Source organism: Streptomyces sp. NBC_01261 (assembly GCF_036226385.1).
GTDB lineage: Bacteria > Actinomycetota > Actinomycetes > Streptomycetales > Streptomycetaceae > Streptomyces.
This window is the reverse complement of the sequence record NZ_CP108463.1, coordinates 5,591,926-5,612,018: the sequence shown is the minus strand read 5'-3', so window position 1 is coordinate 5,612,018 and position 20,093 is coordinate 5,591,926. Positions and strand designations below refer to the sequence as shown.

At 70.4% G+C, this 20,093-nt stretch carries 20 protein-coding genes, 2 tRNA genes and 1 pseudogene; 15 read left to right on the top strand and 8 right to left on the bottom strand.

Annotated elements, in window-relative coordinates; all coding sequences use genetic code 11:
- Positions 1–97: 97 nt before the first annotated feature.
- Positions 98–586 carry an SSI family serine proteinase inhibitor gene (locus OG226_RS24740; RefSeq protein ID WP_328681654.1) on the bottom strand — a complete coding sequence of 163 codons (489 nt, stop codon included), beginning with the start codon at positions 584–586 and terminating at the stop codon, positions 98–100.
- Between the two features lie 168 nt (positions 587–754).
- On the opposite strand from OG226_RS24740, the gene OG226_RS24735 reads away from it, so the two are divergent.
- The 3 genes from OG226_RS24735 (at position 755) to OG226_RS24725 (ending at position 1,559) form a co-directional block, all read left to right on the top strand.
- Positions 755–845 (top strand) — tRNA-Ser (locus tag OG226_RS24735).
- 195 nt (positions 846–1,040) lie between these two features.
- Positions 1,041–1,113: transfer RNA gene (locus OG226_RS24730), tRNA-Arg, on the top strand.
- A 224-nt stretch (positions 1,114–1,337) separates the two neighbouring features.
- Positions 1,338–1,559, top strand: coding sequence for a hypothetical protein (locus OG226_RS24725; RefSeq protein ID WP_033285538.1), 222 nt, complete (start codon positions 1,338–1,340; stop codon positions 1,557–1,559).
- Between the two features lie 320 nt (positions 1,560–1,879).
- Here the strand turns inward: OG226_RS24725 and OG226_RS24720 are convergent, their stop codons facing one another.
- Together OG226_RS24720 and OG226_RS24715 are read right to left on the bottom strand one after the other, a co-directional pair.
- Positions 1,880–2,356, bottom strand: coding sequence for a nuclear transport factor 2 family protein (locus tag OG226_RS24720; RefSeq protein WP_329350062.1), 477 nt, complete (start codon positions 2,354–2,356; stop codon positions 1,880–1,882).
- 2 nt (positions 2,357–2,358) lie between these two features.
- A complete protein-coding gene (locus tag OG226_RS24715; RefSeq protein WP_328681660.1) occupies positions 2,359–3,216 on the bottom strand; it encodes an NmrA family NAD(P)-binding protein in 858 nt (285 codons plus the stop codon).
- Between the two features lie 111 nt (positions 3,217–3,327).
- Here OG226_RS24715 and OG226_RS24710 point away from each other — a divergent pair, with 111 nt between their 5' ends.
- A complete protein-coding gene (locus OG226_RS24710) occupies positions 3,328–4,266 on the top strand; it encodes an AraC family transcriptional regulator (RefSeq protein ID WP_329350061.1) in 939 nt (312 codons plus the stop codon).
- Positions 4,267–4,377: 111 nt separating this feature from the next.
- A complete protein-coding gene (locus OG226_RS24705) occupies positions 4,378–5,019 on the top strand; it encodes a phosphotransferase (protein ID WP_329350060.1) in 642 nt (213 codons plus the stop codon).
- On the opposite strand, the gene OG226_RS24700 is transcribed toward OG226_RS24705, so the two are convergent.
- Together OG226_RS24700 and OG226_RS24695 are read right to left on the bottom strand one after the other, a co-directional pair.
- Positions 5,003–5,467 carry a GtrA family protein gene (locus OG226_RS24700; RefSeq protein WP_328681666.1) on the bottom strand — a complete coding sequence of 155 codons (465 nt, stop codon included), beginning with the start codon at positions 5,465–5,467 and terminating at the stop codon, positions 5,003–5,005. The genes OG226_RS24705 and OG226_RS24700 overlap by 17 nt on opposite strands.
- 130 nt (positions 5,468–5,597) lie before the next feature.
- Positions 5,598–6,095: a MarR family winged helix-turn-helix transcriptional regulator gene (locus OG226_RS24695; RefSeq protein ID WP_329350059.1), complete on the bottom strand. Its 498-nt coding sequence runs from the start codon at positions 6,093–6,095 to the stop codon at positions 5,598–5,600.
- Positions 6,096–6,204: 109 nt separating this feature from the next.
- Here OG226_RS24695 and OG226_RS24690 point away from each other — a divergent pair, with 109 nt between their 5' ends.
- Together OG226_RS24690 and OG226_RS24685 are read left to right on the top strand one after the other, a co-directional pair.
- Positions 6,205–6,588: an HGxxPAAW family protein gene (locus OG226_RS24690; protein ID WP_329350058.1), complete on the top strand. Its 384-nt coding sequence runs from the start codon at positions 6,205–6,207 to the stop codon at positions 6,586–6,588.
- 36 nt (positions 6,589–6,624) lie between these two features.
- Positions 6,625–7,515 (top strand): DUF2797 domain-containing protein, encoded by an 891-nt coding sequence (locus tag OG226_RS24685; RefSeq protein ID WP_329350057.1) that lies wholly within the window; start codon positions 6,625–6,627, stop codon positions 7,513–7,515.
- 94 nt (positions 7,516–7,609) lie between these two features.
- Here the strand turns inward: OG226_RS24685 and OG226_RS24680 are convergent.
- Positions 7,610–7,772, bottom strand: a pseudogene (locus OG226_RS24680) (IS110 family transposase); the annotation flags it as partial.
- 157 nt (positions 7,773–7,929) lie between these two features.
- Here OG226_RS24680 and OG226_RS24675 point away from each other — a divergent pair.
- From OG226_RS24675 to OG226_RS24640, 8 genes are all read left to right on the top strand, one after another.
- A complete protein-coding gene (locus OG226_RS24675) occupies positions 7,930–8,436 on the top strand; it encodes a hypothetical protein (protein WP_329350055.1) in 507 nt (168 codons plus the stop codon).
- Between the two features lie 13 nt (positions 8,437–8,449).
- Positions 8,450–9,394, top strand: coding sequence for an amidohydrolase family protein (locus tag OG226_RS24670; protein ID WP_443044794.1), 945 nt, complete (start codon positions 8,450–8,452; stop codon positions 9,392–9,394).
- A 220-nt stretch (positions 9,395–9,614) separates the two neighbouring features.
- Positions 9,615–10,355: a response regulator transcription factor gene (locus OG226_RS24665; RefSeq protein WP_328681676.1), complete on the top strand. Its 741-nt coding sequence runs from the start codon at positions 9,615–9,617 to the stop codon at positions 10,353–10,355.
- Positions 10,352–12,004: a sensor histidine kinase gene (locus OG226_RS24660; protein WP_329350053.1), complete on the top strand. Its 1,653-nt coding sequence runs from the start codon at positions 10,352–10,354 to the stop codon at positions 12,002–12,004. Before OG226_RS24665 ends, OG226_RS24660 begins: the two co-directional genes overlap by 4 nt.
- A 13-nt stretch (positions 12,005–12,017) precedes the next feature.
- Entirely contained in the window at positions 12,018–13,526 is a 1,509-nt protein-coding gene (locus OG226_RS24655; RefSeq protein ID WP_328681679.1) for a bifunctional glycosyltransferase family 2/GtrA family protein, read from the top strand.
- Entirely contained in the window at positions 13,523–15,781 is a 2,259-nt protein-coding gene (locus OG226_RS24650) for a glycosyltransferase family 39 protein (protein WP_328681681.1), read from the top strand. Before OG226_RS24655 ends, OG226_RS24650 begins: the two co-directional genes overlap by 4 nt.
- Positions 15,782–15,886: 105 nt before the next feature.
- Complete coding sequence (locus OG226_RS24645; RefSeq protein ID WP_329350051.1) at positions 15,887–17,365, top strand: MFS transporter; 1,479 nt, start codon at positions 15,887–15,889, stop codon at positions 17,363–17,365.
- A 142-nt stretch (positions 17,366–17,507) separates the two neighbouring features.
- Positions 17,508–18,341, top strand: coding sequence for a TetR/AcrR family transcriptional regulator (locus OG226_RS24640; protein ID WP_328681685.1), 834 nt, complete (start codon positions 17,508–17,510; stop codon positions 18,339–18,341).
- A 318-nt stretch (positions 18,342–18,659) separates the two neighbouring features.
- On the opposite strand, the gene OG226_RS24635 is transcribed toward OG226_RS24640, so the two are convergent.
- Together OG226_RS24635 and OG226_RS24630 are read right to left on the bottom strand one after the other, a co-directional pair.
- Positions 18,660–19,127, bottom strand: a complete 468-nt coding sequence (locus tag OG226_RS24635; RefSeq protein WP_329350048.1) for a PPOX class F420-dependent oxidoreductase — start codon at positions 19,125–19,127, stop codon at positions 18,660–18,662.
- Positions 19,128–19,156: 29 nt separating this feature from the next.
- Positions 19,157–19,978, bottom strand: a complete 822-nt coding sequence (locus OG226_RS24630; protein WP_329350046.1) for a YceI family protein — start codon at positions 19,976–19,978, stop codon at positions 19,157–19,159.
- Between the last annotated feature and the right edge of the window lie 115 nt (positions 19,979–20,093).

The following is a 20,093-nucleotide window of genomic DNA, read 5'->3' as shown; positions in this document are numbered from 1 at the left end:
TCTAAGGGCAGTCCTTGTGCTCGCGGAGTGAGATGAGAGGGAGGTCGCACGGTGAAGTGACGTAGAACGTGTGACCGACCACCAATCCCCGGCGTCTTCAGCGATGGGCGCCGAGGTCCGGCAGCAGCGGGACCATCCCGTTCCAGCGGGAGATCTCGCAGCCGTCGCTCCGGTCGTACGTGGCGTCGACCGGGCGTCCGGCCCAGGTGCCGGTGACATGGGCGGTGGCGGGGCCGCCGTAGATCATCGTGCACAGGCTGTCCGGGGGGACCGGCGCGAAGGGGTCCCTTCCCCACTGGGTGTTGCGGCCGACGGCCTCGCAGGCGCCGGTCACGTCCGGGTGGGTGCCGCCGCCGGGGTGGCAGTACAGCTCGTGCGTCCCGTCGGCCGCGCCGCCCGCGTGCCGGACGGTGACGGTGAGGTGGTCGCCGCCGGACCGGTCCTCGTCGCGGACGGGCGGTGGCGCGAGGGTGCGGGGCGCGGCGGGGGCGGCCTGCACGCGGGCTTCGGCGGGCACCGCGGCCAGCGAGCCGACGGTGGCGGCGGACGCGGCGGCGATCACGAGGAGACGGTTGACCTGCAACATGACCTGACTAACGCCCGCCGCCCCCGGACGTTGCGGACCCGGCGGCCGGCATCAACGGCTTTGCTCTGCGGGCCGCCTGCCTAGTACCGTGGGAGGCGATTGGTGACACCGCGCTCGTCTGTGTCATCATCTGCACGCACCTTCCGCGCTCGCGCGGGTGGTTGTGCTGGAGGCGTCGCCTAGTCCGGTCTATGGCGCCGCACTGCTAATGCGGTTTGGGATGTAAGTCCCATCGAGGGTTCAAATCCCTCCGCCTCCGCACCACACCGAAGCCCCGGTCCGAGCGACCGGGGCTTCGGTCGTTCCCGGAACCCCTCCGTAAGCCCGTTTTCGCAGCTCACAAGGGGTATGGCTAACGGATTTCACATGGCGGCGGCAGTCATGTAATGTTCTTCCTGTCGCCGCGAGCGGGCCGGAAGGGCCGGGAGCGACGAAGGAAAACAAGAGAAAACAAGCACTCGTAGCTTAACGGATAGAGCATCTGACTACGGATCAGAAGGTTGCAGGTTCGAATCCTGCCGAGTGCACATCTGACGAGAGGCCCCGGAGTGATCCGGGGCCTCTCGCGTGTACCCCGACGGCTGTTTTTCGATGGCCCGCGGCGGTTCCGGGACGAGTCCGGGAAGGGCCAGGTCAGGGGCGTGAGGGGTACGTCCGGGGCGGCTCCGTGGTTCCCGGTTGCTCGATCTGTGATGAACAAGCGATGTGGACGGCCTCAGCGAGTGGCGTGTCTAGGCCCATACTGGAGTCAATGACAAAGCCAGCTGCACCGAAGCGCTATTTGCCCACCAGTCCCTTCAAGGCCCCGGCCGCGGCGGCACCCAAGCAGTTCGCCGTGGGCGACCAGGTCACACACGACATGTACGGCCTCGGCCGGGTCATCGGCATCGAGGACGGAATCGCGGTGCTCGTCGACTTCGGGTCGGTCCAGGAGCGCATCCTGAGCCCGTACTCCAAGATGAGCAAGCTGTAGGACCGCTGTGCCCGGTTCACGGCACACCAGGTCCTAGCGGCCTGTAACGAACGGGAGACCTCTCATCGACCTGACCTCGCTGTTCTCCGCCCCGGAAGGGGCGACCCGCCTGTCCGGCGCGGGATCGCCCCCTCCGGCGACGAACCCCTTCCAGGCCCCGGACTTCGGGGAGGACGAGACGCTGCCGTTCGACGACGGGCAGGCACCCTTCTCGGACATGGACGAGGCTTTCCGCAGGGCGGGCTAGTCAGGGCGGGCTGGGCTTCCATGGCGCTGTCCGGCGAAGCCCGTCAGCCATGGGCCAGTTCCCCAGCGGTTTTTCAGTGATCCTTCGCCGGCCATCCGACGGCCCGGAAGACGGCGACTGGATCCAAGTAGTCGCGCCAGTGCGTCACTTCGCGGTCCCTGACGGTGATCACGGAGACGAAGTGGTTGTCGTAGGCCATCCCGGTCCGCACAGCCCGTCCGTGCACCGCGTACTCAAGCACGACCACTGACGTCCCGGGGTCCCGGTGGACGGCCAGTCCGTCCGCGCTGTGCAGGATCATGACGTCGCCGTAGCCGCGGTACAGGTCGGCCACCGCCGCGCGTCCCTCGACCCGGCGCGGGTAGCCGGGCACGGACACGACGTACTCGACGACCACGTCCTCGGCCAGGAGATCGAAGAAGTGCTCGCCGTCGACGAGCCCCGCGAGCCCCTCCTGGACGATCCGGAAGAACGGATCGAGCGCCGCGAACTCGCCCGCGTTCTCGGCGGATGCGGATGCGGGTACGGGTACGGGTACGGGTACGGACATGGTCACTTCACCCCCGCCGGGTGTGCCCAGACGCCGGCGTTGCGCCGCGCGAAGTCCTCGAAGCCGGCCGGCGCCCGGCCGGTGACCTTCTCGATGTCGTCGTTGGGCGTGGAACCGTTCCCGGAGACGATGGCGCCGGTCAGCCAGCGCAGCATCACCGCGTAGTCGGCGGGGACGAGCCCGGCCGCGACCGCACCGCCGATCCACGCCTCGGGGTCGATGTCCTGGTGCCGGACGGTTCGGCCGGTCACCGTGGTGATGGTGTCGGCGACCTCGGCGACGGTGAGGGCCTGCGGCCCGGTCGGCGCGTACGACGCCCCGGCATGGGCCTCGGGATCGAGCAGCGTCTCCACCGCGACGGCCGCGATGTCGCCCGCGTCGACGAACGCCTCCCTGTGGCCGCCGGTCGACACCGTGATCACACCGTCGACGACCGGCAGGTGCGCGTCGCCGAAGTTCTGCATCACCCACGCCGGACGCAGGATCGTGTGCGTGAGGGTGTCGCGGGCGGCGAGACCGTCCTCCACGGCCCTGATGTCGACGTCCGGGGGCGCCAGTTGACCGCCGTAGGTGCTCAGGTAGGTGACGTGACGTGCCCCCGCGGCCACGGCGAGGTCGAGGAACGCGGCCACCTGGTCGGCGTAGGAGATCCGCAGGACGGGGGTGACGAGGTAGAGGCGGTCGACGCCGGCGAGGGCGGCGGGGTGGGTGGTCGGGTCGTCCCAGTCGAAGGGCACGTCGGCGCCGTGGCGGGCGGCGGTGCGGGCGGGCAGTCCTCGTCCGGCGAGTTGGCGCGCCACGAGGGAGCCGGTACGGCCGGTGCCGCCGAGGACGAGGGCGGTGGGAGGTGATCCAGTCATGGCTCCATCGTGGGAGCGGGGCGGTGGCGGATCAATGTGTGAATCGCTTGATTCATTACGTCAGACGCTCGAAGAGAGCCGCTGTGCGGTCGCCTCGCGGATACTGATCGGGTGGACATACTGCACGATCGCCTCGCGCGGGCCCGCGCCTCCGGTGCCGTTTTCGCGCGGACGGTGGCCGAGCCGCCGTGGGGACTCCGGCTGGCCGGGTCGATCCAACTGGCCGTGCACACCGTCGTACGGGGACGGGGTTGGCTGTGGCTGGACGATCCCGGCGGCGCGGTGGAACTGGTGCCGGGTGAGGTGACGCTCGTGCGCGGCGGCCCCGATCACCACATCGGGCACGAGCCGGGCGCGGACTGCCTCGAACCGGAGGAGTTCCGCAACAGGCATGCCCCGGGCGGGAGTTCGGAGGATCCGCGGGCGACGGTGTTCCTCTGCGGGGCGTACCGGTTCTCGGGGGACGTCGGTGCCGGGTTGCTGGAGGCGCTGCCGCAGGTGCTGACGCTGTCGGCGGCGGTGGGGGATCCGTTGCGGGACGTGATCGGGCTGCTGTCCCACGAGTTGGCGACACCGGCGCCGGGCGAACCGGGCGGGCCCACGGTCCTGGACCGGCTCCTGGACGTCCTGCTGGTGCTGGCCATCCGCACCGACTTCCGGCACAGCCCCAACGCGCCACGCTGGTACCGGGCTTGCGCGGATGCCCGCCTGAACGCTGCGCTCCAGGCCGTCCACGAGGACGCCGGCCACCCCTGGACGGTCCCCGAACTCGCCGCGATCAGCGGCCTGTCGAGGGCGGCCTTCGCCCGCACCTTCCGCGACGTCCTCGGCCAGACCCCGATCCAGTACCTGACCGACTGGCGGATGGCCCTGGCCCGCGACCACCTCCGCACCGGCGAACTCCCCCTCACGGCCATCGCCCGCACGGTCGGCTACACCTCGCCCTACGCCTTCGCGGCAGCGTTCACCCGCCACCACGGGGAACCACCGGGCAGTTGGCGACGCCGAGAGCCCCCCTCCCCGAACGACCTTCACCCGCCCGCCCATTGACACCCTCAGGGGGTCCGGTTCAGTCATGGTCACCCACCGCCAAGAACACACCGCCCACTGGATCCGCTACTTCACAGACCGGGGTCACGGACACGTCCAGCCGGCGTCCCGTTGCGTGCCGACTCGGCGGTCGTGGCGCCGGGGCGGGAGTTGGCCGCGCGGGACACCGACGCCCTGTTGACGGTGTTGCGTGGCCTGGCCGCTGTGCCCGGTACCGAGGTCATGCGGCGGCTTGTCGTGCAGGGGGACGATCGGGCGCTCTGGGAGGGGCACGCCCGGTTTCCCGACGCGCTCGCCGACCTCGTCCTGCGGGCCGTTCGTCGGCGTGGTGGGCTGCTCGCCGCTCGGGTTCCCGACCTCGCGGGGATCGTGCGCGCGACCGTGGACTCCCTGCGGGCGCTTCCGGGCGGCGGGCCGGTCAGTGTCGTGCACGGTGACCTCGTGCCGCCCAACATCCACGTCGACGACGCGGGCGCTCCTACGGCCGTACTCGACTTCGGGTTCTTCACGACCGCCGGGGATCCCGCCTTCGAGGCCGCCGTGGCAGCCGCCGTGTGGGACATGTACGGGCCGTACGCGGAACGGCACACCGCCGCCCTCACCCGGTTGTTCGCCGAGGAGTTCCGGTACTCGGCCGAGACGCTCGTCCTCTATCGGCGGGCGTATGCGCTGGCGACCTACGACCTGTTCTCGTCGGACAGTGGGGACGGGCATTTCCGTTGGTGTGCCGGGGTTCTCACGCGGCCGGGCTGAACGCGGGGGTTGCCACCGTCGGCCGTACCGCGATCGTGACCGGGGTCGAGGCGCCGCGGTCGGCGAAGACGAACAGGCGGAGGACCAGGAAGCGGCCGATGCCGGCGAGGCCGGAGGCGGTGAGGTAGACGGCCTGTTCGGTGAGCATGCCGGGGGTGGGCTGGACGGTGTGGAGGATCAGGATCGCCGCGGACGTCGCCGCGTAGGCCGCCGTGGCCGAGCCCGCCGACTGCCAGTGCTCGCGCCAGCCGGGGCGGCGGCCGGTGCCGAAGGTGAACAGGGCGTGCAGTTCGGTGCAGAGGACGGTCGAGGCGATCGTGATCAGGGCGTTCGCCGCCGCCCAGGGCATCAGCGCGGCCAGTAGCGGTACCGCCGCGCTGGACAGGACCCCGACACCGCCGCCGCACGCCACGAACCTGACGAAGGACGCGAACGGGGCGGGCTTCATGGGATTTCCCTCCGTACGGCGGCTGTTGGGCCTGCGCCGACCCTCTTGACCGGCTGAGGTCAACGATGCCGTCGTACGGTTCCGGGCACGATGGAGCGGTCTCCCGGACCGTGGGGGGAGTGGGCTGTACCTACGGGGTCGGGTTTACCCCCCTGTCCCGCGCCCGGAGTTCCTCGATGTAGTCCTGCGCCAGCGTCGACGTCCGCGTGAACCAGTCGTTCAGTACGGCGATCTCGGCGGGGGAGTAGTCGGCGAACTGGGCGTTGAGACGGTCGTAGTAGGGGCCGTAGAGCGCGACGACACGGGTCACCGCGGCCGGTACCGAGGCGACGCGGACGCGGCGGCGGTCGGCCGGGTCGGGGACGCGGGTGATGAAACCGGCGCGCTCCAGGCGGTTGAGGATGCCGGTCACCGCGCCGGTCGTGACGTGGACGTGTGCGGCGAGATCGCCCGCGGTGAGGAGGTGCTCACCGGACCTGATGACGTAGGCGAAACAGACGAGATCGGTGACGTTCAGGCCCAGCCGCTCGGCCATTTCCTGCTGGCCGAGCTGCGCGGTGGCGATGAGGGAGTCCATCGCGTCCAGCGCCTGGGCCGGGGTGGAGGTGGGGCGAGGCTTGGCTTGCATGGTTATTGCCTTAGTTCGTGAGAGGTTTCTGCTCTAAACTTCTTAGGTGATGAGATAAATCCCGATGGGGTCTGCGGGGCCCCGTTCGGAGTTCCAGGGAGGTCGACGCATGAGCGCACATCAGTATGACGAGGGGCATACGGTCGCGGGTTGGACCGGATTCGGTATCGCGACGGTCGGGTCGACCGTCGCCGGGGTGGGGGTGTGCGCGGTCTCCGCCCCGCTGATCGGGGTCGGGCTGGGGATCGTCGCGGTGAGCGTCCTGGTGACGTGGGCGCTCCATCTCACCGGGTGGGGGAAGCCGCCGGGGCGGCGGGACCGGGAGCAGTGGGGGATGCGGGTGCGGGACCCGTCGGCGCGGGCGGGGCATGCCGGGTGTGTCGGGTGCCGGCTGGCGGGGCGGGGGCGGCCGGCCGAGGAGTACACGGCCGAGGAGCGCGCGATCGCGGTCGTGCCTCGCGGGTCCGCCCCGGCCGGTGAAACCGCAGGCTGACGCGGTTGTCAGTGCCGCCGTCTAGTCTCGTGAGCGATGGCACGGACATGGAAGTGCTCGGGACTGCGGTGGGCTGTGGACGGTCCTGAGCTGAAGTGGGACGGCGGGCGCGGGAGCCCGTTGCCCCGGGGGAAGCGGGTGGCCTTCGAGGTCGCGGAAGGGGGCGGGCGGACATGCGTGGGGGCGCGGGGGCACGCCTGCCCGGTGCGGGCGGCCGTGCCGGAGCGGAGTACGGGGGCGCGGTGCGAGGAGTGCGCGCGACTGGACCGGGCGCACTCGGTGGCCGCCGACACCATCGCGGACGACCCGCGGCCGTACCACGTGTACCTGGCCTGGTTCGGCCCCGGCCTGCTCAAGGTCGGCATCACCGCCGAAGAACGCGGCTCCGCGCGGCTCCTTGAACAGGGCGCCGTCTGCTTCAGCTGGCTGGGCCTCGGCCCTTTGATGGCGGCCCGCCGCTCGGAGGAACTGCTGCGCGCCGCCCTACGGGTCCCGGACCGGATTCCCTACGGCGAGAAGCGTGCCGTCCGTTCCGCGTTGCCGGCCTCGGCCGTGGAGCGGGCCGCCGAGATCGCCGACCTGCACGCCCGCGCCCTCGCGCTGCCCGAATGGCCGGAGTCGCTCCACCGCGAGCCGTACCGACCCGTGGACCACGTCGACGCCTTCGGCCTCGCGGGACTCCCGGCCCCCGTCGGCGAGGTGAGCGGGCTGGTCGCGGGCGGGATGGTGAGCGGGGAGGTCGTCGCGGCGGCGGGACCTGACCTCCACCTTGCGACCCAGCGGGGTGTGGTCGTGCTGGACACCCGGCTGATGACGGGATGGGAGCTGATCCCGGCGGGTTCCTCCGAGGGTGACACGGGTGGATTCACCGTGCCGGTACGGGAGTTCAGGCGGGAAGTGCCGGGGGTGCAGGAGGGATTGTTCTGAGGCCGGGCTGCGGTGACCGGGGTTATGGGGCGGCGGCCGGGGTGGTCATCGGACGGTGGGGGTGCCCCTATGTCCTTCGTCAAGGCTGAGCTGGTCATGCGACGGCGGTTTCGGGGAGGCGGGGTTCGTAGAAGGTGCCGTCGCGGAGCATCGCGAACAGCACGTTGACGCGTTGTCGGGCAAGGCGGAGGAGGGCTTGCGTGTGAGGCTTTCCCCCGGGCCCGGCATTTGTCGTGGTAGGTGTGGGAGGCGGGATCGTGCAGGCCAGCGGCCCCATTGCGGAACCGCGAAGAACATGACGGGGGAGAGGGGGATCGGGCAGCCGCCGTAGTCGCCGGGCTGTGCGGGAAGCGGGCAGCGGGCAGCCAAAGTAGGTATCGGGAAGTACGGGAAGCGGGCGCGGAGGGAGTCGTCATGAAAGGCCCGGAAGTCCCCGTCACCGTCCAGTGGGTCCGGACCTCCTGGACGAAGCGGTCGCGTGGCGGTGAGGCCGCCGCCCGGAGGAACGCGGTGCCGGTCGGGTTCGCCCTGCCGGGCGGGGTGGCGCCGCTGGAGAAGCGGGTACCGCTTGCCCATACCGTCAAAATCCGTGAGGGAGAGGACTTCACGCCGGTCGAGGGCCGAGCGGAGTTGAAGAACGTCGACGTCCAACTCCGCCGGGTGGACGGGCGGTTGCGGGTACTCCCCCGCGTGGAGCCGCTGTTCGGGCTGCCGCCCAGGCCCCGCAGACCCCCGGCGGTGCGGCTCCTGCCGGGGCAGTGGGTCCGGTGGCAGCTCAACTACCGCTTCAGCAGCGCGGCCGGCATGCAGGACTGGTCGTACTGGCTCGACACCTTCAACATCGCCTATGGGCCGGTGACCGCCGACGTGTTTCTGGGGACGCCCGACTTCCATGTGGATGAGCAGGGCCCGGTGCGATAGGGAGGATCAAGACGTGGATGCCGAAGCGGCTGAGGCGACTGGAGCGGCCGAAGCAAGTGAAGCTGCCGAAGCAGGTGAAGCTGCCGAAGCGCTCGAAGTGCGGGCGTTCTGGCGGCGGCTGGGGCTCCCCGGGCTGATCGACGTGCACACCCACTTCATGCCCGAGCGGGTGCTGCGCAAGGTCTGGGACTACTTCGACGCGCTCGGGCCGGCGACCGGCGGAGTGCTGGAGTGGCCGATCACCTACCGGAAGGAAGAGGCGGAACGGGTCGCGCTGATAAGGGAGTTCGGAGTACGCGCTTTCACCGCCATGCTCTACCCGCACAAGCCCGGGATGGCCGAGTGGCTCAACGGGTGGGCCGTCGACTTCGCCGCGCGGACGCCCGACTGTCTGCACACCTCGACTCTCTTCCCGGAGCCGGGAGTCGAGGACTACGTTCGGCGAGCCCTCGATGCCGGGGCACGGGTGTTCAAGGCACATGTGCAGGTCGGGGCGTACGACCCGGCCGACGAACTCCTCGACCCCGCTTGGGGGTTGCTCGCCGAGAGCGGGACGCCGGTGGTGATCCACTGCGGGTCGGGTCCCGCGCCCGGCAAGCACACCGGGCCCGAGCCGGTCGGGCGGGTGCTGGCCCGGCACCCCCGGCTGCGGCTGGTGATCGCGCACATGGGGATGCCGGAGTACGAGGACTTCCTGGACCTGGCCGAGCGGTACGGCGAGGTGCGGCTGGACACGACGATGTCGTTCACGGACTTCAGCGAACGCCTCGCGCCCTTCCCGCCCGCCGCCCTCCCCCGGCTCGCCGCCCTCGGCGACCGCGTGCTGCTGGGCAGCGACTTCCCGAACATCCCCTATCCCTACCTGCACCAACTGCACGCCCTGGAGCGACTGGACCTCGGCGACGACTGGCTGCGCGCGGTCTGCCACGACAACGGGGCGCGGCTGTTCGCACGGTGAGGGCGAGCTGAGAGTCCCGCAGGTACGGGTGATGCGTGGAGAACGTGCGGATACAGGGGAGACCGGGGCGGATACAGGCGGGATGCACGGCTCCATGACCGTTGGATGAGCGCTGGGAAAGCGGTTCCAAGGCGTTCCCTGAGTGGCGGCTGTGAGTTTCTCAGGAAAATCACAGACTCCGGAAAGCGTGTTCTTAGGGGGCTCCGACAAGGTGTCCACTATGACCACGACCTCGCCCCAGGGGCGCACCGAACTGCTGAGGCCGGACGGGAGCCCCGTCCGAGTGCTTGTGGTGGACGACGAGCTGTCGATCACCGAGCTGCTGTCCATGGCCCTCCGATACGAGGGCTGGCAGATCAGAAGCGCGGGTGACGGAACCGGCGCGATCCAGACCGCGCGCGAGTTCCGGCCCGACGCCGTCGTCCTCGACATGATGCTGCCGGACATGGACGGCCTGACCGTTCTCGGGCGGATGCGCCGGGAGCTGCCGGAGGTGCCGGTGCTGTTCCTGACGGCGAAGGACGCCGTCGAGGACCGTATCGCCGGGCTCACCGCCGGCGGCGACGACTACGTCACCAAGCCCTTCAGCCTCGAAGAGGTCGTCGCCCGGCTGCGCGGACTGATCCGCCGCTCCGGTGCCGCCGACCGCCGCTCGGACTCCGTGCTGATCGTCGGTGACCTCACCCTCGACGAGGACAGCCACGAGGTGTCGCGGGCTGGGGAGGGCATCCACCTCACCGCGACCGAGTTCGAGCTGCTGCGCTTCCTCATGCGTAATCCCCGGCGTGTACTCAGCAAGGCGCAGATCCTCGACCGTGTGTGGTCGTACGACTTCGGTGGGCAGGCCAATGTGGTCGAGCTCTACATCTCGTATCTGCGGCGCAAGATCGACGCCGGTCGTGAGCCGATGATCCACACCCGGCGCGGTGCCGGTTACCTGATCAAGCCCGCGGCCTCATGAGCGGGCGACGACGGCCGCGTGCGCAGAAGAAACGAGCGGGTAAGCCGCGCACCCTGCGGACCCGGCTCGTCGTCGCGTCCGTGACGCTGATCGCGGTGGTGTGTGCGGTGATCGGGACGGTGACGACGCTCGCGTTGCGCTCCCATCTGTACGGCCAGCTGGACGATCAGCTGAACGAGTCGGCCTCGCGTGCGTCCGGTTCCTTCGGGCCGCCCGGCGGCCAGCAGCCCAAGGGCGGCCTCGGCGCGCCCGGCGGGAAGACGCAGACGGGCGCGCAGGCGCGGGCGGAGGCGCAGGCCCACTCGACCTCCCTCACGGACTTCGTCACCAAGGGCCCGCAGCCCCAGGGCACGATCATCGCCAAGGTGGTGAACGGCTCGATCACCGACGCCCGCCGCGGTGTGAAGCAGACGAGCGACCTGCAGATGACCCCGAAGACGCTCACCAAGGCCCAGATCGCCGCGCTTGGCTCCGTCCCCCAGGACAACAAGCAGCACACCGTGGATATCCCGGGAGTCGGCGACTTCCGCGTCGAGTACAAGACAGGGGACAGCGGCAGTTACTACGTCGCCGTTCCGACCGCCGAGGTCGACAACACCATCAACACCCTGATCCTCGTCGAGCTCAGCGTCACCGGCGCCGGCCTCGTGGCCGCCGCCATCGCCGGCTACGTCCTCGTCGGCGTGGCCACCCGCCCCCTGCGCCGCGTGGCCTCCACCGCCACCCGGGTCTCCGAACTCCCCCTCCACACCGGCGAAGTCACCCTCAACGAACGCGTCCCCGAGTCCGAGACCGACCCGCACACCGAGGTCGGCCAGGTCGGCGCCGCGCTCAACCGGATGCTCGACCACGTCCACGGCGCCCTGCACGCCAGACAGCAGAGCGAGATGCGGGTACGGCAGTTCGTGGCCGACGCCAGTCATGAGCTGCGGACGCCCCTCGCCTCCATCCGGGGATACGCCGAGCTGACCCGGCGCGGGCGCGAACAGACCGGCCCCGACACCAAGCACGCGCTCGGGAGAATCGAGTCGGAGGCGGGTCGCATGACCCTCCTCGTGGAGGATCTGCTGCTCCTCGCCCGGCTCGACGCGGGCAGACCGCTGCAGTTCGACCAGACCGACCTCATCCCGCTCGTCGTGGACACCATCAGCGACTCGCGCGCGGCCGGCATGGACCACAACTGGCGGCTCGACCTGCCCGACGAACCGGCCCTCGTGTCCGCGGACGCCGCCCGTATCCAGCAGGTGCTCATCAACCTGCTGGGCAACGCCCGCAAGCACACACCGCCGGGTACGACGATCACCGCACGCGTGCAGCGGCGCGGCCCGTGGATGTGCGTGGACGTCGAGGACAACGGCCAGGGCATCCCGCCCGATTTGCTGCCGCATGTCTTCGAGCGGTTCGCGCGCGGCGACTCGGCGCGTTCCCGCTCCACCGGATCGACGGGTCTGGGCCTCGCCATCGTGCAGGCGGTCGCGACCGCGCACGGCGGAGCCGTCACCGTGGACAGCGTTCCCGGACGCACTGTGTTCACCGTGCATCTGCCCGCGCTGGCACCCGCTGTGCCCACGCCCGCCCCCGAAACGAATTGGCAATCGCACTCACAGGCACAGCACAGTGCCACCACATGGGTGCAACAGGGCGCTTGACGAGAGTCGGGGCATGCGAACCGACTCTTCTCCCGGCACCCTGCCGGCGCGGGAGCACCTCCCGGCCGGAGACGCCGGTACGCCTGTCCTGGACGTAGTGATCCCCGTCTACAACGAGGAGAAGGACCTCCAGCCATGTGTGCTCAGACTGCACGAGCACCTCAAGCGCACGTTCCCGTACGCGTTCCGCATCACCATCGCGGACAACGCGTCGATCGACACCACCCCTCAGGTGGCCGCGCGGCTGGAGTCGGAGATCCCCGAGGTCAAATCGTTCCGGCTGGAGCAGAAGGGGCGCGGTCGAGCACTGCGCACCGTCTGGTCCGCCTCGGACGCCCCGATCCTCGCCTACATGGATGTGGATCTCTCCACCGACCTCAACGCGCTGCTCCCCCTGGTGGCGCCGCTGATCTCGGGTCACTCCGACCTGGCGATCGGTTCCCGGCTGGCCCGCTCGTCGCGTGTCGTGCGTGGCGCCAAGCGCGAGTTCATCAGCCGGACCTACAACCTGATCCTGCGCGGCTCGCTGCAGGCCCGCTTCTCGGACGCCCAGTGCGGATTCAAGGCGATCCGGCGTGATGTGGCCCAGGCGCTGCTGCCGCTCGTCGAGGACACCGGCTGGTTCTTCGACACCGAGATGCTGGTGCTGGCCGAGCGTGCCGGACTCCGTATCCACGAGGTGCCGGTCGACTGGGTCGACGACCCGAACTCGACCGTCCACATCGTCAGGACGGCGACCGAGGACCTGAAGGGAGTGTGGCGCGTGGGCAAGGCCCTGGCCTCCGGTTCGCTGCCGCTCGACCGCGTCACGCGGCCCTTCGGCGACGACCCGCGCGACCGCGACATCCAGGACGTGCCCAAGGGGCTGGCCCGCCAGCTCGTCGGGTTCTGCGTGGTCGGCGGTCTCTCCACCCTCTTCTACCTCGTCCTCTACAGCGCCTTCCGGCAGTTCGGCGGCTCCCAGGTCGCCAACGCGCTCGCCCTGCTGGTCTCGGCGGTCGCCAACACCGCCGCGAACCGCCGCCTCACCTTCGGGGTCCGTGGCCGGGGCGGCGCCGTCCGCCACCAGGCGCAGGGCCTCGTCGTCTTCGCCATCGGCCTCGCGCTGACCAGTGGTTCGCTCGCCGCGCTGAACGCGGCCAGCAGCGACCCGGCGCACTCCACCGAACTCGCGGTCCTGGTGGCCGCCAACCTCGCCGCGACCGTCCTCCGCTTCCTGCTCTTCCGCGCCTGGGTCTTCCCGGACCGCGACGACAGCGCCGAGGACGCGACCATCGCAGCCCTCAACTCCCCTTCGTCGCCGACCTGTTCGACGGCGGCGACGCAGCACCCGCACAACCCGCATTACCCCGGTTCGTACGCCCCGCTGCCCCAGCGGCAGCAGCCCCAGGCCCACCAGGGGTCGTACGACACCACCACCCAGTTCCGCGCCGGTGAAGCCGCGGACGGCACCTGGAGGGACGCGACGATGCGGTTGCAGCCGGTGCGTCCCCACGACACCGATCCGAGGGACCCCCGATGACCACCGACACCGATCAGACGACCTATCCGGGAGGAGGCAGCCCCTCGTCCTGGGGGCCGCCTACCGGTGACAGCGACACCGGCGGGGATACGGCCGTACACGAGCCGGTGGCGCCCGCGGACAGCCTGGCCCCCCAGTCCGGTGAGCCCAAGCAGCCGCTCGGACGGCGGCTGTGGCGCGGCCGGCCCGAGGACCCGCGCTGGGCGCGCCCCGCGTTCTGGGGCATGCTGCTGGCGACGGCGCTGCTCTACCTCTACAACCTGAGCGCGTCCGGCTACTCCAACTCGTTCTACTCGGCGGCGGTTCAGGCCGGGAGCAAGAGCTGGAAGGCGTTCCTGTTCGGCTCGCTCGACGCGGGCAACGCGATCACCGTCGACAAGCCCTCGGCGTTCCTGTGGCCGATGGAGATCTCGGTCCGTATCTTCGGCCTCAACTCGTGGGCGATCCTGGTCCCCGAGGTCCTCATGGGCGTCGGCACGGTCGCGGTCGTCTACGCGGCGGTACGCCGTCGGCACAGCCCCCAGGCCGGTCTGATCGCGGGCGCCGTGCTGGCGCTCACCCCGGTCGCCGCGCTGATGTTCCGCTTCAACAACCCTGACGCGGCACTGGCGTTGCTCATGGCGGCGGCCTGCTACCTCGTCGTCCGGGCTCTGGAGGACGGCCGCACGAAGTGGCTGGTGTGGGCCGGAGTCGCGATCGGCTTCGCGTTCCTGTCGAAGACCCTCCAGGCCTTCCTGATCCTGCCGCCGCTGGCCATCGTCTACGCGGTCTGCGCGCCGGTGAGTGTGAAGAAGAGGTTCGCCCAACTCGGCCTGGCCACCGGAGCGTTGGTCGTCGCGGCCGGCTGGTGGGTCGCGCTCGTCGAGCTGTGGCCGGCGTCCTCGCGCCCCTACATCGGCGGCTCGCAGAACAACAGCTTCCTTGAACTGACCTTCGGCTACAACGGGTTCGGCCGCCTCAGCGGCGACGAGACCGGCAGTGTCGGCGGCGGCGGTGGCGGCACGGGCACCGGCATGTGGGGTGCCACCGGCTGGAACCGCATGTTCAACGACGAGATCGGCAGCCAGATCTCCTGGCTGCTGCCCACCGCGCTGATCCTGCTCGTCGCGGGCCTGGTGGCCACGCGCAAGCTCAACCGCACCTCGGTCAGGCGCAGTTCGATGCTCGTGTGGGGCGGCTCGCTGGTGACGACCCTGGTCGTCTTCAGCTACATGGCCGGCATCTTCCACCAGTACTACACGATCGCGCTGGCCCCCTACATGGCCGCCGTGATCGGCATCGGCGCCGGCTCCCTGTGGGAGAAGCGCGGCGAGATCTGGGCGTCGATCACGCTTGCCGCGGCGGTAGTTGCCGCCGGCGTGTGGGGCTACGTCCTCCTCGACCGCACCTCCGACTACCTGCCCTGGCTGAAGTGGCTGGTCCTCCTCGGCTCCCTGGCCGGTGCGCTCGGCCTGATCTTCGTGGCGAAGATCGGCCGCCAACTCGCCCTCGCGGCAGTCGGCTTGAGCATTGTGGCGGGCCTGGCGGGCCCGGCGGCGTACACCCTCTCGACGGTCGACTCCGCACACACCGGCTCCATCCCGACGGCCGGTCCGGCCGGCGCGAGCATGATGGGCGGCGGTGGCGGTCCGGGCGGTGGCGGTGGCCGAGGCGGCTTCGGCGGCGGCAACCGCACCGGCGGCACGGGCACGATGCCCGGTCAGCAGGGCGGCAACGGCGGCACCACCCAGAACCAGGGCGGCGGCTTCCCCGGCGGTGGCACGGGCACGATGCCCGGCGGCGGCACGGGCACCGCACCCGGCGGCGGCACCACCCAGAACCGGGGCGGCGGCTTCGGCGGCCAGACCGGCGGCGACGGCGGCATGGGCGGCGGCGGTGGCGTCGGCGGCCTGCTCAACGGCGCGACGGTCACCTCGGCGGCCAAGAAGCTCCTCCAGACGGACGCGGGCGAGTACACCTGGGTCGCCGCGTCCATCGGCTCGCAGAACGCCGCGAGCTACCAACTCGCCACCGGCGACCCGGTGATGGCGATCGGCGGCTTCAACGGCACCGACCCGTCGCCGACGCTGGCGCAGTTCAAGAAGTACGTGGCGGACGGCAAGATCCACTACTTCATCTCGGGCAGCACCGGAATGGGCGGCGGCAGCAGCACGGGCAGCTCCTCGCAGATCTCCTCGTGGGTCGAGAAGAACTACAAGAAGGTGACGGTCGGTTCGGCCACCTTCTACGACCTGACGCAGAAGACGAGCAGCTGACGGTTCTCCACCGAGCAGGGGCGGTGACCACAAGGTCACCGCCCCTCTTCGTGTCCGCGACATCTCCGTTGTACGCCGTACAGGAACTGTTCTACGGTGTACAGCATGCCGATTTCCCCAGGCCCCCAAGCCCTTCAGGGCCACCCCCAGCGCTGGATCGTCCTCGGAGTCATCTGCCTGGCCCAGCTCACCGTGCTGCTCGACAACACCGTCCTGAACGTCGCGATCCCCTCGCTCACCCGCGAACTCGACGCCGGCACCGCGGACATCCAGTGGATGATCAACGCGTACTCGCTGGTGCAGTCAGGACTGCTGCTCACCGCGGGCAGCGCGGCCGACCGCTACGGCCGTAAGAAGATGCTGATCGCGGGACTCGTGCTCTTCGGCGCGGGCTCGCTGCTCGCCGGACTCGCCCAGTCCACCGGCCAGTTGATCGCCGCGAGGGCCGGTATGGGCGTGGGCGGTGCGCTGCTCATCACGACCACCCTGGCCGTCGTGATGCAGATCTTCACCCCCGAGGAACAGCCGCGGGCGATCGGTATCTGGGCCGCGGTCAACGCCCTCGGTTTCGCGACGGGCCCGCTCCTCGGCGGCTTCATGCTGAACCACTTCTGGTGGGGCGCCATCTTCCTGGTCAACATCCCGGTCGCGGCACTCGCGCTGGTGGCGGCGGTTGCCCTGGTCCCCGAGTCCAAGAACCCGCGCGGTGACCGCCCCGACCTCCTGGGCGCCCTGCTCTCGACCGTCGGCATGGCCGCGCTGGTCTACGCGATCATCTCGGGCCCGGCGCACGGCTGGACGTCAGGGCGGGCGCTGCTGACGGTGGCGGTGGCGGTGGCGGTCCTCGCGGCCTTCGCGTACTGGGAGAACCGCGTCCCCCACCCCATGCTCGACCTGGACTTCTTCCGCGACCGCCGCTTCACGGGCGCGGTCACCGGGGTCGTCCTCATCACCTTCGGCATGGCCGGCTCGCTCTTCCTGCTCACCCAGCACCTCCAGTTCGTCCTCGGCTACGGCCCGTTGGAGGCGGGTGTCCGTACGGCGCCGCTCGCGCTGGTGATCGTCGCGCTCAACTTCTCGGGGCTGGCGGCGAAGTGGACGGCGAGGCTCGGCGCGCCGGTGGCCATCGGACTGGGGATGGTGTTGATGTCGGCGGGGTTGGTGTCGATCGCGTCGTTCGCCACCGGGGGGTATGCGGGGACGTTGGTGGGCCTGGTGTTGATCGGGGCGGGGGCGGCGATCGCCAATCCGGCGATGGCTCACGCGATCATGAGTGCGATTCCTCCGGAGAAGGCGGGGGTCGGGGCCGGGGTCAACGGCACGTTGGGGGAGTTCGGGAACGGGTTGGGCGTCGCGGTTCTTGGTGCGGTGCTGAGTTCTCGGTTCGCGGCGGTGTCCCTGCCGGTCGGCTTGGCGGCGGCGTCGTCGGCCGAGGAGAGGAGGAGGGTGACCGATTCCTTCTCTTCCGCGCTGGAGGTCAGTCAGTTGGTGGGGGCGGTCGCTGTTTTGGTCGGGGGGTTGCTTGCGGCGGCGTTGTTGTGGCGGGCGGAGCGGGCAGACTCGGAGATGGTGGTCGCCCACTAGCTCGGGTGGCGGGGGTGCGTTGGCCGCTGTCGGTCCGTTGTGGCTGGTCGCGCCCACGCGGCGGAGCCGCACATGTCACAGCCCCGCGCCCCTGATGGGGCGCCTACAGTGGCCGGGATCGGGAAGTCGAGGAAGGTGCGTCATGGCCAAGACATCGCCGCCGTCAGGGCGTTCTGCGCGCACCAGCGTCTGGCTTGGGACGAAGACGCGCCGGAGCGGGCGCGGCGCTGGAGGGCAGCCCGGACTCGACCGCACCCGCATCACCGAAGTCACCGTACGACTGCTGGACGCCGAAGGCCTGGCCAAGTTCTCCATGCGGAGGCTCGCGGCCGAGCTGAACGTGACCGCGATGTCCGTCTACTGGTACGTCGACACCAAGGACGACCTCCTCGAACTCGCCCTGGATGCCGTCTTCGGGGAGTTGCGGCTGCCCGATCCGGAGTCCGAGGGCGAGGACTGGCGGGACCAACTCCGCATGCTGGCAACGGAGTACAGGACCCTGCTCGTCCGGCACCCCTGGCTGTCACCGCTCGCCGGCACCTTCCTGAACATCGGACCGAACTCGCTGGCCTTCTCCCGCGTCGTACAGCGAGTGATCCGCCGAACCGGCCTGCCGGACCACGGCCTGACGGGGGCGATCTCGGCGGTCTTCCAGTTCGTGTACGGCTACGGCACCATCGAGGGCCACTTCTTCGCCCGCGTCGCCGACACCGGCCTGACCCCCGACGACTACTTCCAACACGCCATGACCACGTTCGACGGCGCCCCGACAACCGCCGAGGTCGTACAGGAATCCAAGCAACTCATGGCGGCCCGGGGCGGCGACACGGTAGCGGACATGATGAACCGGGACTTCACCTTCGCCCTGGACCTACTGGTGGCGGGCATCGAGGCGATGGTCGAGAGAGACGGCGGCAAGGACAGCCCGTCCGGGACGAAGAGCGACGGCGGCAACGACAGCCCGTCGCTGCCTTGAGCACCGGCCGCCTCTTTCAAGCCGGGCCGGCACCACCAGCCGGTCCCCGGCCTGAGTACCGGGCGGGCCTTTCGAGTCGGCCCGGAATCTCCATCCGCCGCGGGCTTGAGCACCGCTCGGCCTTTTCCACTCCGGCCGGTCACGGATCTGAGGACCGGCCGGGCCTTTCAAGCCGGGCCGGCACCACCAGCCGGTCCCCGGCCTGAGCACCCGCCGCCTCTTTTAATTCAGGCCGGTATTTTTCAGCCTGTCCGGCGTTTGAGGACGAGGACCCTTCAGGGCCGATGGGGGTCTGGGGGCGGAGCCCCCGGCACCAGCTCAGCCCTCGGCGAGGTGCGCCGGGAAACCGCCGGTGGCGACCGGACCCCACTTCTCAGGCGTGACCCGGACGATCGACTTCCCCTGCTTCACCATCGCCGCCCGGTACTCGTCCCAGTCCGGGTGTTCCCCGGAGATGTTCCGGAAGTACTCGACAAGCGGCTCCACGGACTCCGGTGAGTCGATGACCTCGGCCGTGCCGTCGATCTGGACCCACGGCCCGTTCCACTCGTCGCTCAGGACGATGAGGCTGACCCGCGGATCCCGCTTCGCGTTGCGGGTCTTGGCGCGCTCGGGGTAGGTCGAGACGACGATCCGCCCCGAGTCGTCGACCCCGCAGGTCAGCGGGGAACCCTGCGGGCTGCCGTCCGCCCGCCGGGTCAGCAGGATCGCCCGGTGCCGGGGCCGTACGAAGTCCAGCAGCTCGGCCAGGGACACAGAGGTGTTGCTCGCGATGTTCGGTGCCATACCGGTCAGCCTAGGCGCAGCCCACCCCGTTACGCCTGCGGCAGCGACTCCCCCTGCACCGCCTGCACGTCCAGCTCGACCCTGAGCGTCGTACCGATCGCCGCGATCCCCGCCTGCACGACCTGGTTGTAGTTCATGGCGAAGTCCTCGCGGTGCAGTTCCGTGGTCGCCCGGAACGCCGCGCGCGTACCGCCCCAGGGGTCGGCCCCGGTGCCGAGGTAGGCGAGGTCGAGGTCGACGGGTCGTACGACACCGTGGAGGGTCAGCTCGCCGGAGACCGTCCAGCGGTCGGAACCGGCCGGTGTCAGACCCGTCGAGGAGTAGCTGATCTCCGGGTAGCGGGCCACGTCCAGGAAGTCGGCCGAGCGCAGATGGTCGTCGCGCATGCCGTTCCCCGTGTCGATGGACGCGGCCCGGATCACCGCCTCCACCCGGGACTTGGCGATGTCGTCCGGCGCGATCTCGACCGTGGCGGCGAAGTCGGTGAAACGGCCCCGCACGCTGGAGATCCCCAGGTGCTGCGCGACTGCGCCGACCGTGGAGTGCGCGGGGTCGACCGTCCACGGCCCCGGCGGCGGCAGCTCCGTACCGCCCTGCCGCGCCAGCGTCACCGCGCCGACCTCGGCCCGCCCGCTCGCGGTGACGATCGCGGTGGCGGCGGCGGGCGCGTACCCGACGGCCGTCACGATCACGGTGTACGGCCCGGGCGCCAGCGGGTTCACGTCCCGCACCGCCCCCTCCGCGTCCGCCTCGGCCCGCAGCACCTGCGCCCCGGTCATGTCGGTCACCGTGACGACCGCGTGCGACACGGCCCATCCGTCGCGGGTACGGATCTTCGCGGTCAGTCCCATGTCTCTCTGAACTCCCTTGCCGTAAAGCCTTGTTGCCGTGAACCGGTCCATCGGTACAACGGGGACCGGCCCGTGGGGTGTGCCTCCGCTCGGGACACACTCCACGGGCCGGGGC